Below are 15,647 nucleotides of genomic sequence, written 5' to 3' on the forward strand. Positions count from 1 at the left end.
AATTTTTTCATCGTTGAATATTAAATTTTTGCTAATGCAAGATTGATAAAGGATAGTTCTTCTGCGGTAAGCGTGATGTCGATGGCCTGCGCATTTGCGATGGCCTGCTCTGCATTTCGGGCACCTGCCAAGACCACAGTGATCGCCGGCTGCAAACTAGTCCAGCGTAATACCAATTGGGAAAGCGTGACACCTTTGTTTGCGGCAATTGGACTGATGGTATCCAAGAAGGTCTTTACCTTGGCCAGATCAAATTGTTGGAAATAACCATTGCGGTGATCGTTTTCTTTTAATTTACCCGTATTGAAATATTTACCGGTTAACAAACCACGCTCCATAGGGCTATATACAATGATACCTAGATCATTTTCCTTTGCGTAAGGAACAAGGTCCTGTTCGATACCTCGGTTCAGCATGCTGTAACCAACTTGATTACTCGCTATTTTGAGGGTTTTTCGTGCTTCTGAAACTTGATAAACGCTATAATTGCTGACGCCGGCAGCACGGATCTTACCTTGTTGTAAAAGAAGATCCAAGGCTTCCATCGTTTCGGAAATCGGAGTCGTACTATCTGGCCAGTGAATCTGTAGTAGATCGATATAGTCGGTGCGTAAACGTTTTAGGCTATTCTCTACTTCCTGAATTACACTAGCTTTTGATGCATATTTATAAACTGGAATAGTTTTACCAGCTTCTTCTGCGTCAAAGAAAAATTCACCTTTTCCTTGGTTACTACCGTCCCATACCAAACCAAATTTGGTCAATACCTGTATTTTGGTCCGATCATAACCTTGAATTGCCGCACCGATCATTTCTTCACTCAAACCAAAGCCATAAAACGGGGCTGTATCTAATGTAGTGACACCGTTGTCGATCGATGCTTTCACAGAATCAATAGAATCTTTCTTTTCATTGCCGCCCCACATGTTGCCGCCAATTGCAAAAGCTCCGTACGTAATTGCTGATAATTCTAAATCTGTTTTTCCTAATTTTCTGTATTCCATTTTTTATTTTTTATGTCTCTTGTTAAATTTTATTTGTCGTTCTGATGCACCTTTTTTTACTAAATAAATCTGTTCGAAAGGATGCTTACTATTATCAGAATGATTGATGGCACAAAGTTATAACGCTATTTTTTATTATTAAAATAATTTAAATTAGGTTATTCTATTATTTTTGTAATATAACACTAGCGTCTTTTTTTGAAAAGCGCCAGCAGATTTCTGTTAACTTTTTCTTGTACATTCCTACACAAACTAGTAGATTTATATAGTGTGGTAGGTCTTGTTAGTACTTACATTTTTATTGGGATAACCGTTCAGTAAAAGAATATCTATGCAAACAGTTGAACAATTTAAACCTGATGTGATTATTATCGGAGCGGGTTTAGCAGGGCTTACAGCAGCAATGGAGGTTACCAATGCTGGTAAGAAAGTGCTTCTTGTAGATCAGGAGACAGCTGAAAATCTTGGTGGTCAGGCCTATTGGTCCTTTGGGGGCTTTTTCTTGTCAATTCATCTCAACAACGTCGTATGGGCATCAAGGATTCTTTTGAACTGGCTCGGCAGGACTGGATGGGAACTGCAGGATTTGACCGCGAGGAGGATTATTGGCCGCGACAATGGGCAGAGGCCTACCTGAAATTTGCGACGGAAGAGAAGGCTGCTTACGTCGCTCAGCTCGGTATTAAGCTGATGTTTATGGTCGGTTGGGCTGAGCGCGGTGACGGATCGGCCTCGGGGCATGGTAATTCCGTTCCTAGATTTCATGTTAGTTGGGGGACTGGAACTGGCGTTGTGAAACCTTTTGTGGATAAAGCTTTTGCTGCGCAGGAAAAAGGTCTGCTGCGGTTTTGCTTTCGACATCGCGTGACAAAATTGCTAACGCAAGATGGCGCGGTCTTCGGAATTGCGGGCGATGTTTTGGAAGATGATAACAAAGCAAGGGGTGTTGCTACCAACAGAAATATTCTTGCAGCGTTTGAATATTATGCAGATCAGGTCGTTATTGCTTCGGGAGGGATTGGAGCAAATCATCAATTGGTACGCGAAAATTGGCCTGAACGATTAGGGAAAGCACCAGTGCAAATGATTTCAGGTGTTCCCGCCTATGTCGATGGAAAAATGATTGGAATTGCCGAAGAGGTTGGGGCTCATATGATAAACCGCGATCGCATGTGGCATTATACGGAAGGGATTGAAAATTGGAATCCAATATGGCCTATGCACGGCATCCGTATTTTATCTGGGCCGTCTTCATTGTGGTTTGATGCCCGCGGTAATAGGCTTCCAGCTCCTTATTTACCTGGATTTGATACCTTGGGTACACTCAGGCACCTGCAAGAGACAGGCTTTTCTTATTCCTGGTTTATCCTGACACAGAAGATTATCAAAAAGGAGTTTGCTCTTTCAGGTTCAGAACAGAATCCGGATATCACCAACAAGGATTATAGGTTATTTTTGAAACGCATTTTTGGGAAAAATGCACCTGGACCAGTTGAGGCTTTTAAGGAAAAGGGACCTGATTTTATTGTTTCGGACAATCTAAAGGATTTGGTCGCTCGTATGAATCGTTTGACAGGCGAAGATCTTTTGGATTATGAAACGATTAAAACGCAAATTGAAGCGCGTGACCGGGAGGTCGATAATAAGTTTTCAAAGGATACGCAAGTAAATTACATTCGAAATACACGAAACTACCTTGGTGATAAATTAGGTCGGGTGGCAGCCCTCCATAAAATCCTGGCGCCGGAAAATGGACCGCTCATTGCGGTACGTCTCCATGTGTTGACGCGTAAAACCTTAGGCGGTCTCAAAACGAATCTCCATTCGCAAGTACTAACAAAGGATAACAAGGTGATAGCGGGTTTGTATGCAGCAGGCGAGGTGGCTGGATTTGGTGGTGGCGGCATGCATGGTTATCGAGCGTTAGAAGGTACTTTCTTGGGCGGTTGTATATTCTCAGGCATGAAAGCCGGACAACATATTGCGCGTTTGCCAAAGGCAGCATTTACCTAAAAAATGTTTATGAAAGTCGATCCTTTTCTTTATAATGCCAGCTTTTCCATCCGATGTTGTTGCCGGATAGCGTCGGCCCAGGCCATCGGTGGTTACATTTAACGTTAAAACAACATTTCTAGTAGGCAATCAATGCGATGTTTGCCTATTCAGATCAGAGTAAGAAATTATTAAGTTTTTTTCTGGATAGAGCGCAGCGTTTGAAGAAGAACAGAAACGAGTACAAAAGCGAGCCCCACATAAAAGGAAGCATTGACTTGTTTGCCTTCGTTGAAGAATAAAAAAGCAATGATAATCGAATAGATGGGCTCAAGATTGAAACTCAAATTGACCGTAAATGCAGATAGCTTCTTGAGCGATTCGGCAAAAAGAACATAAAGACCAACCGTACAAAATAAAGACAGCAAGATTAAATAGATCCCATCAGAAAAGCTTGGTATAAAACGTTCGGTGGGAAATAAATAATAGAAAAATAGGCAGTCCAAGTCCCAATACAATGGTGCCACTAAGCATTTGATAATAGTTGAGTAATTTACTATCATATTGTTTGACCAATCGCTCATTGTAGATGGTGTATAGGGCCGCGAAAATAGTTGAAATTACACCCAAAATAATGCCCACTTGATAAGAGCTATCAAAATGAAAGATTAAACTGATTCCGATCAAGGTCAACATGCTTAACATCAGCTGCGCCGCACTAAATCTTTTTTTATTGATGATAGGTTCTAGAATGGCTGTGAAAAAACTGGTCAGGCAATAGCACACTACGCCAATGGAAATATTGGAAAACTTGATACTTCCATAGAAAAATATCCAATGGATGGTGAGCAATAATCCACCTCTTGCAATATTCAGTATATCTTTTGTCGATTTTAATCGCTCAATCTTGAATAATTTGAGGACAACGAAAAGAATGAGTGTTGAAAGTAAAACCCTAAACCACACGAGTGGTATCTGATTGAGGGTAATGAGTTTGCCGAAAACTCCGGTGAAGCCTGCGAGCAGTACCGCGGTATGAAGTACTAAATATGATTTTTTCATAAGAAAAATGTCTTTCCCATAAAGGGAAATTTAAAAGCTAAATAAATAGTCAATCCTTGTATCATCCGAATTTGCTCCTGATCAGATGTCATTATTCGTTTGACATTGCGCTATGTTATTTTGCTGGTGGAGAAAGACAAGTTCTTCAGTCCATGGTTTTATGCTAGTTTTTAACAAATATAGAAATTATCTACGGTATTCAAAGTCCTTTATTTCAGCCATTTTGTTGGATTAATATTCTTCATCCTAAAGACTAAATCTTATATTAGTGATCTCACTAGGGGGATGCCCAAGATAATCGTCTTCCTAGTATTGAATATGCAATATCAATATAAACCAAACTAAACAATGAAGAGGAAAGAATTTATTCGAAATACGAGTCTGTTGGCTGCATCGGCACTTTTTGCACAGACGAAAGTATTCGGTTTTCAAGCTGATACGGTCCGTGTGGGGCTGATCGGTACCAACGGTATGGGTTGGTCTAATCTGAAGGCTATCTTGAAAGTACCAGGCGTGCAGTGTACGGCATTATGTGATGTCGATGAAAATGTTTTGAAGAATCGCGCTGAGGAACTAAAGAAACGCAATATTGATGTGAAGACTTACATCGATTATAAAGATCTTCTGAAAGCAAATGACGTTGATGTTGTTATTGTCGCTACGCCCGATCATTGGCATTGCATGCAAATGGTTGATGCTGTTGCGGCAGGAAAAGATGTATATGTCGAAAAACCAATTGGCAACTCCATTCGGGAATGTGAAATTATGGTTGCAGCTGCTAAAAAGTATAAACGTGTTGTACAGGTAGGGCAGTGGCAACGAAGCCAACAACATTTTAGAGATGCGATGGATTTTGTTCATAGCGGAAAATTGGGGAAGATACGCCTTGTTAAGGCTTGGGCTTATCAAGGTTGGATGAAGAGTATTCCGGTTCAGGCAGACGCTAATGTTCCTACTGGAGTACATTATGATAAATGGTTGGGGCCAGCCCCAAAACGTGCATTTAATCCCAATCGTTTTCACTTCAATTTCAGGTGGTATTGGGATTATGCGGGTGGCCTAATGACCGATTGGGGTGTACATATGTTGGATTATGCGCTGATCGGAATGAAAGTGTCAGATCCTGTTTTGGTAATGGCTGCTGGTGGTAAATTTGCTTATCCCGACGACGCCGCTGAAACACCAGATAGTCTAACAACGGTGTATGAGTTTGATGGATTTAATGTTCAATGGGAACAGGCGACAGGTATAGATTTGGGCCCTTATCAGAAGACTCACGGCGTTGCTTTCATTGGTAATAATGGTACCTTGGTCGTTAATCGTGAAGGCTGGGAAGTTATTCCCGAGAAAGGACGAATGGACGCTGTCTCTTTCCAACGTTCGCAGGACAATGGACTGGACAAGCATATGGTTAATTTCGTTGAAGCTGTTAGAAAGAAATCAGTAGAAGGTCTTCATGCTCCGATAGAAGCGGGGGCTCATATTGCGATATTCTCACAGATGGGAAATATTGCATACCGTTCTAAAAAGAAATTGTTTTGGGACAAACAAAAGCGCAGTTTCAATGATAAAGATGCGGACGGGTACTTAGTGAAAGTTTATCATAATGGCTATAATCTGCCTAAAGTGTAAGGAAATATGGGTATGAAAGGTATCGTATTGGGTCTCGCTCTGGCGACATTGTCTGCAAAGCAAGTTTCGGCGCAACAGATGGAAAAAATGTGGGATGGTCAAGGAGGAAAAAATTCCATTTCCCAAAATAGAGGGAAACTGTTCCGTGACGGCAAATATGCGATGTTTATCCATTGGGGAATCTATTCGCAGCTGGCAAATACCTGGAAGGGGAAAACGTTTTATGGCATATGGGAATGGCTCATGAACAAGAGCATGGCCAATATCCCCGTCGCTGACTACATGGCCGCGGCGGCGTCATTTCATCCAGATCATTTTGACGCTAAGGCGATCGTACAGCTTGCAAAAGATGCGGGGATGCGCTATATCGTGATTACGAGCAAACATCACGATGGATTTTCGATGTTTCATTAGAAAGTGAATTCGTTTAATATTGTTGAGGCGACCGATTTTAAACGTGATCCGATGATTGAGCTCGCGAAAGCCTGTAAGGAAGCGGGGATCGGTTTTGGCTTCTATTATTCGCAAAATCAGGATTGGACTTATCCCGGCGGAAATGGAGGTCCCAAGGTGGACGCAGCCGGTCATTCGAAAACATTTGACGATTATTTTTGGGAGAAATGCTATCCTGAGGTGAACCAGATTACGACGCAGTATGGGCCGATAGAATTGGTCTGGTTCGATACGCCTGGTGGGATGGATAAGAAATACGCCCAAAAACTTGTCGAATTGGTTCATAAAAATCAACCTGGGGCTTACGTGTCGGGACGTGTTGGACACGGACTTGGTGATTATTCTACTTTGGGGGATATGGAAGTACCACGGCAGAATGTTCCAGGTCTTTGGGAGGCAGTCGATGTAACCAATGACTCTTGGGGGTATGCTTGGTACGACAATAATTGGAAGAGTGCCCGTGAAATCTTGTCTCGTACATTGTCGACTATTAGCCGGGGCGGGACTTACATGTTAAATGTTGGGCCTAAACCAGATGGGACTATTCCTGAGCCAGCGAGCTTAGCTTTGCGTGGTGCTGGTGCGTGGATCCGAAAGTATCCAGCGGCCGTTTATGGTGCGCAAGCTTCACCTTGGGGGCACGCTTTGCCTTGGGGGGATGCTACTGTACAAGGACGTAAAATTTCATTATTGGTCTATCACTGGCCAACTAATGGAAAGTTGTTTGTTCCGGGCCTAACAAAGGGGATAACGTCGATCAATCTTTTAAACGCAGATGGGAAGAAAAAGTTAAATTATACGACCGATGGAAAATGGTTGGAGATCAATATCCCATCGGTAGCTCCAGATCCACTGGTTTCTGTGATTGAGGTCGTTATGCAGGGGACACCTCTTATTGATAAAATGTTGGGTGTCGATCCGGCGATGGAGACAATTCTTCCTGTAGACTTTGCCGAAGTTGAAGGATGCCATAAAACCGGGAAATCCTGGATGGAGAAATTCGGTGAATGGAAACATGTCGTTCAAGTAGGGCAATGGAATGATCAAAGTAAACTAACGTATGCTATAGACATTGTTAAGCCAGGCTATTATCAAGTTGATCTAAATTATACAGGGCAGGGGAGAGTGGTGTGGAAGATCGAAAACTCGGCTGGAGAGATCGTGCAGAATCAACAAGCCGCTGCTTCAGTGTATAATTGGTACCCATGGGGATGGATGAAATTTAAAGCCGCAGGAAGATACAGCGTTACTGTTTCATTTCTTGAAGGTGATGGTGACAAGGTCAGTCTCAGTGCACTTCGATTTAAACCTGTAGAATAGGCTGTTGCTGTCTATTCTACAGGTTTTTCAATCATCAATTTCTGTGCTTTCTGCCTTAATTGATGATATTCCCAAAAAAATCAAACAGGGATTTTTAGGCAGGCATTCGATTCAGCTAGTCTTGCATAAGAGTCTGTATTTTCTCAATAGAATCCTCATTCTCCAAAAACTCAAGATACGGTAACAAAGGTTCGATATCTTTTTTGTCCATTGTTTCTATGTCTTCAAATAAAGCATTTACAAAATCACTGCAAAAAGATTTGCCAAAGCTATACGTGATGATTCTCGCAAGATCATCACAATCGATTTCCGTGGCATTCAGATTAAATACAAGTTCAGGTATTTCGTAGTCGCCTTCTGCCGGATAGCCGATATACCTAAACATGCTTTCCTTCCAGACACGAAATAGAATTTGATGCGAGACATGTTTTCCAAAGTATTCGAACACCTTGGAAAGTAGATCGCAAGCTGCCTCCTTCTCAAAAACACCGGTAATGCTTTTGTCTATCAATTCAGCATAAGGAATGAAAATCGAGCTATCGAAATGAACATCAAAATTAGCGGTAAGCATAGCCAATATATGTTCTTTGGGCTGGATTCTTAGAAGTTGTCTTGCTGTTAATGAGGTTAAGTTGTGCTTTTGTTCTCGACCGTGGCTATCGGGGAGGAGCACGGTGTGTTCTTTGTCGAGGAGCGAGATGACGAATTTCCAGTCTTCGGGCCTTTTGAGAATCCTGCAGTTATGAGCGAGATAACCGCTTCTTTTTGGGTCAGGTTTCTTGTCTCCGACAATAACTTCTCCAGGTTGAATAACATGTTCTGGAGGAACTTTAAACCTGCGTATATGCACAAAGAGTTCTTCTCCGGAAGGTAACGCAAGAGTACCAAATCCTTTGTTATTGTCGAACCATTTGACAGCGCCGATAAACATGGCTGGAGTTGAGTTTTGTTTCAATAGCATAAAGGTAATGAATAAATGCATTTATTATGCATTGAAAATGAAATATTTGTAATTATTTGCCGTGAAAGACTTTTAACGGATCCGATGGATTCTTAGTCTACATGGTTAAGAACGCTTTCTAAACAGCCAAAATGTTCGTAATTTCAATAGAAAGCGACAATCAAATTAGTGGGACGGAATTGGACAGGAGTCAAAGGGCGTTTTGAAAAATCGATTGAGAGAATAATTTCATAGCATTTTTTGTCGCCTAGGCGTAATTTTGAGCTAACTTAGTCTGTTGAAATCTGTTCTATAAAATCGTTCAATAATATAACGTATCCTATGCAGTCTGTAATTGTCAAATCTATTCTCAATAAAACAAAACAAAGAGATCCTTGGTTTCTTGACGATTACACCGTTAACTCTTATAGCGGATGCTCGTTCAATTGTTTATATTGTTATATCAGAGGTAGTAAATATGGTATTAATATGGCCGAAAAGCTAAGTGTAAAGCGCAATGCGGTGGATTTGTTGGACCGAGCCCTAGCGCTTCGTGCCCGTAAAAAACAATATGGAATAATTGTATTGTCGTCTGCAACGGATCCTTATTTGCAATTTGAGCAAACCGAGCTACTGACGCGGCAATTATTGGAAATTATACTACATTATCGTTTTCCAGTGCATATTATCACCAAATCGGATCTAGTAAGTCGGGATTTTGATTTGTTGAAGCAGATCGATGCTGAAGCGATACTTCCATTGGATCTGCAGGGTAAATTGACACATCGCGCTTTTATTACTTTTTCCTTTTCAACCATCGATATGGAAATTGCCAGCATATTTGAACCAGGTGCACCATCGCCTGAGCTTCGTTTGGATACATTGAGTGAAGCACGTAAGATGGGATTGTGTAGTGGCGTAAGTTTAATGCCTTTGTTGCCCTTTATTTCGGATACCGGAACTCATCTTGATCAGATGTTTGGGACTTTTCGATCCATTGATGCAAATTATATTTTTCCAGCAACCTTGGCCTTGTATGGTTCTGATCCTGGTGACAATCGGACGTTGGTTATGCGTGCGGTTGAAAAACACTATCCACAACTCGTGGAAAAATATCAACGATTGTTTGGTGCGGACGGCAAACTTCCTAGCTATTATCGACAGGCATTTGCGGAAAAGGTTAAGGGACTATGTCTGCAATATGGACTTAGGGACCGGCAGACGAATAATGATCCCTTATAAATTCCTGGGTATTTTTGGCGGTTGATCAATACCAAAGTAGCTTTTTCTCCTTCTCTGTGATGTGTGTTAAGTTGAGCCATTTGCATTTTTTCCTTATTGATAGGCCATTTAAGTTGAATGTGACGGTCTTGATTCTAATCTTTTTAATAAGCAATCTTATTCCGTAGTAAATACAGGTTTTTAGGTATGCTAACTGTTTGAATTTTAGCTTTTAATTGTATGTTTTCGCCCTGACTAAAACCGATAGAAAACAGATGTATTGGATAAAGGATTTTTTATGACGAAGTTTTACGTTAAAACGAAGAAAATAATTAACCTAATTGTTTAAGTGTTTTGTGAAATAAGTGATCCCTCGCTTTGTTGTTTTTTGTATTGTATTGTTTCAAATATGTTACATTTTATTTCGTATAAGGTTTTTGTGAATATTATTTGTTTAATATTATTTAACATGTTGATTGATAGTGTTTTGATTCATTATGTCAAACTGATTGGTTCTTTGTTTTATTAAAAAATTAAAAAAGACATTCTGTTTCGTGTTAAAATTGTATTATCTTAATATTGATTTAACCAATTGTCGTTTAATTGTTTAGTAATGCTTTGTTAATAATTTACAAATATTAAATAACCTTTCTTTGTAACCGAAGAAAAACAAAACCAAATTCATGAAAACGAAACACGTATTACTTCCTGTAATGATCGGGATGTCTCTCGGCGCGTGGGCCAAGAGCAAACCTGTCTTTCTGACATCTATTCCGGATGTTGAAATTTCCGCCAAATTTCAGGGGCCTATTCGAGGCATTGTAAAAACAGCAACCGGTGAACCTATCTCGGGTGTGTCAATTTTTAATTCAACTACTGGCAAAACTACGCAAACTGACCAACAAGGTGCTTTTGTCATCGAAGGGAAAACTGGGCATACATTGCGCTTGTCGATGATCGGTTTTGAAACACAGCACGTAAAAGTAGAGGCAATACCTTTAACCATTCAGTTAGTTTCGACAGATCAATCCCTTGATGAAGTAATTGTTGTCGGGTATGGTAAGCAAAAAAAGGTAAACTTAACAGGTGCTGTTACACAGATTGATGCGAAGATACTTGAAAATCGCCCAGTTGCCAATGCAACTCAAGCTTTGCAGGGAGCAATACCAAATTTGAATATTACATTTACCAATGGTAGGCCAGGAGGGGAAGGAAATGTTAATATCCGGGGTTTTGCTTCGATAAACTCAGCTAATGCACAACCCCTTATTCTCATTGATGGGGTTCCGGGTAATATCAATACAATCAATCCGCGTGATATTGAATCGATATCGGTTTTAAAAGACGCTTCTGCGGCAGCGATTTATGGCGCTCGTGGGGCATTTGGTGTTATGCTCGTAACAACTAAAAAAGGAAAGGCCGGAAAAATGAACATTAATTATAGTAATAATTTTGGTTGGTCTGGACTGACGGTGCGGACAGATTTTATGACGAGCGGTTATGATGCTGCTAAACTAAATGATGAAGCTTTTATTCGTGCCACCGGTAATAGTTATACGGGATATACAGAAGATGACTATGCTGAACTATTGAAACGAAAAACAGATCCTAGTCTGCCTTCCGTAGTGGTTCAGAATAGAAATGGAAAAGATCAATATGTATATTATGGCAATACAGATTGGTGGAATGAGATGTATCGAAAAACACAGACCTCAATGGAACATTCGTTAAATTTCTCTGGCGGTAGTGAAAAAATTGATTACTATGTGTCGGGGCGACTTTATGAAAAAGGGGGGCTAATGAAAATTAACCAAGATAAATTCGATGCTTATAATGTTCGATCGCGCATAAATGCGCAGGTGACCCCTTGGTTGAAGGTAAGTGCAAATACCCAGCTGAATTACCAAAACTACACCTATCCAGGATGGGCGACAAGTCCAGATAATAACAATAATTTTATTTCAACAACGGTACACGCTTTACCATCTTATGTGCCCATGAATCCCGATGGTACCGCAACCTATAGGACGGAACTGAACAATTATAATATTGGCGATGGTATATATGCAGATTTGTTGCATGGAAAGTCAAAAGGTGGCGAGGATAAATATGAGTTTATCAATATGTTTGAGACTGTATTTCAGTTGGCGCCAAACTTGACCTTAACGGGTAATTATACCTTTACTTATAATCCGATCCATAACTGGAATAGAAGAACGGCCGCTCCTTGGTCTGTTTTTCCTGGTGTGATCAATTACTTGGGAAATGATACATATACCGAAACGATCATCAATAGGCCAAAACATTCACTCAACCTATTCGCCAATTATAGCAAGCAATTTGGAGATCATCAGTTTGCCGCCACGGTAGGCTTTAACCAGGAAACCACAGGATACAAACGAATCGGCGGTACGCATACTAATTTGCTGTCGGAGGATTTGAATGATTTTGCGCTGGGGACTGGTCAAATGCAGTTACTCGGGAATGCAAATACCTGGGCATTACGAGGCTATTTTGGAAGGTTGAATTACAATTATAAAGGGAAGTACCTGTTGGAGGTGAATGGTCGCTACGATGGAACGTCTAAATTTCCATCCAGTCAGCGATATGGTTTTTTTCCCTCTTTCTCGGGCGGATGGCGGATTTCGGAAGAGTCGTTTATGGCTAATCTGAAGCCTGTTTTGAATGAAGCTAAATTTAGAGTCTCCTATGGGGCGTTGGGTAACGCACAGGAAGCTGCTGAGTATGGTTACATCCAATTGTTGAATGCAGGATTGTCCAATTACATAACCAATGGTACAAAAACACAATATCTGAGTGCACCAACTCCAATTTCGGCTGATTTAACCTGGGAGAGAACGAATACATTAAATTTCGGAACAGATCTCGAATTTTTTAGAACTCGACTGAGTGTATCTGCTGACTATTTTATTCGAAATACGCTCGATATGTTGATCCCGGGCAAAACATTGCCAGCGGTTTTTGGTTCGGCGTCGCCTCGGACAAACGCTGGAGACCTAAGAAATAAAGGCTGGGAGGTTTCTGTGGCTTGGCGTGATCAATTTGACTTGGATGGAAAATCTTTTGGCTATAATATTGGGTTGGGATTGTCGGATTCTAAAGCGAAGATCACACGTTTTGACAATAAGGAAATGCTGCTAAGTAACTATTATGTCGGCCAGACTTTGGGCGAAATTTGGGGGTATAAGGCTGATGGTTTTTTTCAGTCTCAGGCGGAAATCGACAATTGGAAAGTTAACCAGGATTATGTGGATAAACAACGATTGGCAGCACCGGGAGACTGGTCCAAGCTTCATCCTGGAGATTTGAAATTTGTTGATATTGGTGGAAAGGATGGCGTTCCGGATGGAAAGGTTGATGCTGGAGACAATACATTGATGAACCCTGGGGATCAAGTGATCATTGGGAACAACAGAGCCCGTTATACATTTGGTTTTAATTTGGGGGCAAATTGGCAAGGATTCGATATTTCGGCCTTCTTTCAGGGGATAGGTCGACAACATTGGTGGCCTGGAGCAAATGCAGATAAGTTTTGGGGACCATACTCAAGACCGTACTATTCGTTTGTGCCGAAGGATTTTGAACAGGATATTTGGACGCCTGAAAATACAGATGCCTATTATCCATTGTTAAGAGGCTATATTGCCTTGAATGATCGTGGATCTTTGAACGTCAAATCGGATCGTTACTTACAGGATTTGGCCTATATACGACTAAAAAATCTAACCGTAGGCTATACGGTTCCTCAGGCCTGGCTAAAGCGCGTGAAATTGGCCAATGCGCGGATTTATGTGTCTGGTGAAAATATTTGGACTGCGACTAAGCTCCGTTCCAAATATATTGATCCCGAACAGTCGGCTCAAGAGGTCAACGGAAGATCATATCCAATCTCTAAAACATTTTCATTTGGTCTAGATTTAACATTTTAATAGTATGAAAAAGATAGTATATATATATGCATTGTTGAGCTGTGGCATGATGGCTTGTAGCAAAGATTATTTGGAACGTTTGCCTGAATCGTCAGTTACTCCTGAGGCTTCCTTTAAAACAGAAAAGGATTTGGCGTTATTTACAAAGTCATTTTACGATGCCGCACTACCTTCGGCCGAAGGAGTTTATAACGAATCGGTCGATAATATCGTTAAGACAACATTGGATGATGAATTGACCGGAAAAAGACAGGTTCCGATAAGTGGCGGTGGATGGACTTGGGCAAATCTTCGTAATATCAATTACTTTTTGGCGAATTGCTTTAATACAGTTTCAGAAACGACTGCTGCGCCCTATGCTGCCGAGGCGCGCTTTTTTAGGGCATATTTTTATTTCGATAAACTGAAACGTTTTGGAGATGTGCCCTGGTATGACAAGGTCATTGATCAAAATGACGAAGAACAACTTAAGAAGGCGAGGGATCCGAGAACTTTGGTTGTATCAAACATTCTCGCTGATCTGGACTATGCGATTGCCAATCTACCGGCTACCAAAAGTGATGAAAAAGTGACCAAATGGACTGCATTGGCCTTAAAGTCCCGGGTCGCACTTTTTGAAGGAACATTTCGTAAATATCATACAGAATTTAATTTACCCGATGCAAACGGCCTGTTGGAGAAGGCGGCCGATGCAGCCAGCAAGCTTATGGAGGGAGCGCAATACAGCGTATACAATGCCGCGGGAACAGACTCTTATGGTGCATTGTTTTATAGTGTTAATAGTTTGCCACAAGAGGTTATTTTAGCGCGGAAATTCTCGGATGCTTTGCAAATCTGGCACAATGTAAATTATTATACGATTACAGCTTCCTACGGAAAACCCGGATTGGATAAAAATTTGGTGGATTCTTACCTGATGAAAGATGGAACGAGATTTACCGATAAATCAAATTACCAAACAATGACGTTTAAGGAGGAGGTCCTAAATCGCGATCCACGTCTAAGCCAGACGATTCGTACGCCGGGCTATAAGCGTATTGGAGGTGCCGCTGCTGTTGCTCCGAACTTTGGGAATTCAGTGACGGGATATCAATTGATCAAATTTGTGGGAGATGTAAAGTATGATAACTTCAATCGTTCTGAAAATGATATGCCGATTTTTAGGTATGCCGAGGTTTTATTAAATTATGCTGAAGCGAAAGCAGAGTTAGGCACATTGAGCCAGGCCGATTTGGACAAATCAATTAAGTTGTTGCGCGATCGTGTAGGCATGCCAAATCTAAATCTGCAGGCGGCTAAATCAAATCCAGATGCATTTTTAGCGAAAGACTATCCGAATGTAGTTGGTGATATGAAGGGGGTACTATTGGAAATAAGAAGAGAACGCCGTATTGAATTGGTGATGGAATCTTTCCGTTGGGATGATATCTTAAGATGGAAAAGCGGCCAGTTGGTCACGAGACAATTTAAAGGGATGTATTTTCCGGGTACAGGCAAGTTTGATTTAGATAATGATGGTAAAGATGACGTTTGGATTTATGAAGGTGACAAGCCGAGTGCCTCGGGAATTCAGCTATTGAAATTGGGCTCGGAAATCTTATTGGAAAATGGGAATAAAGGAAATGTGATTATTAATGCGCATATCAAAAAAGTTTTCGATGAAAAGAAAGACTATTTATATCCAATTCCTGTCCAAGAACGACAATTAAATCCTAACCTTACCCAAAATCCAAACTGGGGAGAATAATACACCTTAAAAAATGCGATCAGTGGTCGAGTGCTTCTCCCGCTGATCGTATTTTTAATATTACGATATGTTTTTTTTAACTAGCTGTATTTTAACTATATATGTTGTGAAAAATGCGTTTAATTTATTTTTCGTACCTTTGTATCGTCAAAAGACAGAATGGCGTGAGTTTATTCCGCTATGGCTTTGTGCCTTTGGCACAGCCTAGGTTGTTCGTTATACTTGTTGAAGTATATTTTGGAGATGCTTTATAAATGGAGCATTTCGTCTTTAAAAGATTAGTTTCTTTTTCATCATTGCTCTTACCGAACCGAGAGTAAAGTATG

9 protein-coding genes and 2 pseudogenes are annotated in these 15,647 nt (G+C 40.8%); 7 read left to right on the forward strand and 4 right to left on the reverse strand.

Annotated elements, in window-relative coordinates:
• Positions 1-20 precede the first annotated feature (20 nt).
• Complete coding sequence (locus DTA23_RS22010; RefSeq protein ID WP_112376052.1) at positions 21-1,004, reverse strand: aldo/keto reductase; 984 nt, start codon at positions 1,002-1,004, stop codon at positions 21-23.
• 331 nt (positions 1,005-1,335) lie between these two features.
• Here DTA23_RS22010 and DTA23_RS30100 point away from each other — a divergent pair.
• Positions 1,336-1,515, forward strand: a pseudogene (locus tag DTA23_RS30100) (FAD-dependent oxidoreductase); the annotation flags it as partial.
• Positions 1,485-3,017, forward strand: a complete 1,533-nt coding sequence (locus DTA23_RS22015; RefSeq protein WP_286801339.1) for an FAD-binding dehydrogenase — start codon at positions 1,485-1,487, stop codon at positions 3,015-3,017. The pseudogene DTA23_RS30100 and the gene DTA23_RS22015, both read left to right, overlap by 31 nt.
• 170 nt (positions 3,018-3,187) lie before the next feature.
• Here DTA23_RS22015 and DTA23_RS29650 read toward each other — a convergent pair whose 3' ends face one another.
• Positions 3,188-3,559 (reverse strand): EamA family transporter, encoded by a 372-nt coding sequence (locus DTA23_RS29650; RefSeq protein WP_256604604.1) that lies wholly within the window; start codon positions 3,557-3,559, stop codon positions 3,188-3,190.
• Positions 3,441-4,058: a DMT family transporter gene (locus DTA23_RS22020; RefSeq protein ID WP_256604605.1), complete on the reverse strand. Its 618-nt coding sequence runs from the start codon at positions 4,056-4,058 to the stop codon at positions 3,441-3,443. The genes DTA23_RS29650 and DTA23_RS22020 overlap by 119 nt, the downstream gene beginning before the upstream one ends.
• Positions 4,059-4,406: 348 nt before the next feature.
• Between DTA23_RS22020 and DTA23_RS22025 the strand changes: the two genes are divergently transcribed.
• Positions 4,407-5,690 (forward strand): Gfo/Idh/MocA family protein, encoded by a 1,284-nt coding sequence (locus DTA23_RS22025; protein ID WP_112376053.1) that lies wholly within the window; start codon positions 4,407-4,409, stop codon positions 5,688-5,690.
• A gap of 87 nt (positions 5,691-5,777) precedes the next feature.
• Positions 5,778-7,463, forward strand: a pseudogene (locus tag DTA23_RS22030) (alpha-L-fucosidase).
• A gap of 115 nt (positions 7,464-7,578) precedes the next feature.
• On the opposite strand, the gene DTA23_RS22035 reads toward DTA23_RS22030, so the two are convergent.
• Complete coding sequence (locus DTA23_RS22035; protein WP_112376054.1) at positions 7,579-8,445, reverse strand: cold-shock protein; 867 nt, start codon at positions 8,443-8,445, stop codon at positions 7,579-7,581.
• 300 nt (positions 8,446-8,745) lie between these two features.
• Between DTA23_RS22035 and DTA23_RS22040 the strand changes: the two genes are divergently transcribed.
• The 3 genes from DTA23_RS22040 to DTA23_RS22050 all read left to right on the forward strand — a co-directional run bounded on the left by DTA23_RS22040 (position 8,746) and on the right by DTA23_RS22050 (position 15,321).
• Complete coding sequence (locus DTA23_RS22040) at positions 8,746-9,645, forward strand: SPL family radical SAM protein (RefSeq protein ID WP_112376055.1); 900 nt, start codon at positions 8,746-8,748, stop codon at positions 9,643-9,645.
• 662 nt (positions 9,646-10,307) lie between these two features.
• The gene (locus DTA23_RS22045; protein ID WP_112376056.1) at positions 10,308-13,574 is read left to right on the forward strand and encodes a SusC/RagA family TonB-linked outer membrane protein; all 3,267 of its coding nucleotides are present in this window, start codon (positions 10,308-10,310) and stop codon (positions 13,572-13,574) included.
• 4 nt (positions 13,575-13,578) lie between these two features.
• On the forward strand, positions 13,579-15,321 hold the full coding sequence (locus DTA23_RS22050) for a RagB/SusD family nutrient uptake outer membrane protein (protein ID WP_070567962.1): 1,743 nt from the start codon (positions 13,579-13,581) through the stop codon (positions 15,319-15,321).
• Positions 15,322-15,647: the final 326 nt, after the last annotated feature.

This window comes from Sphingobacterium multivorum, from assembly GCF_900457465.1.
In the GTDB taxonomy this organism is placed as follows: domain Bacteria; phylum Bacteroidota; class Bacteroidia; order Sphingobacteriales; family Sphingobacteriaceae; genus Sphingobacterium; species Sphingobacterium multivorum.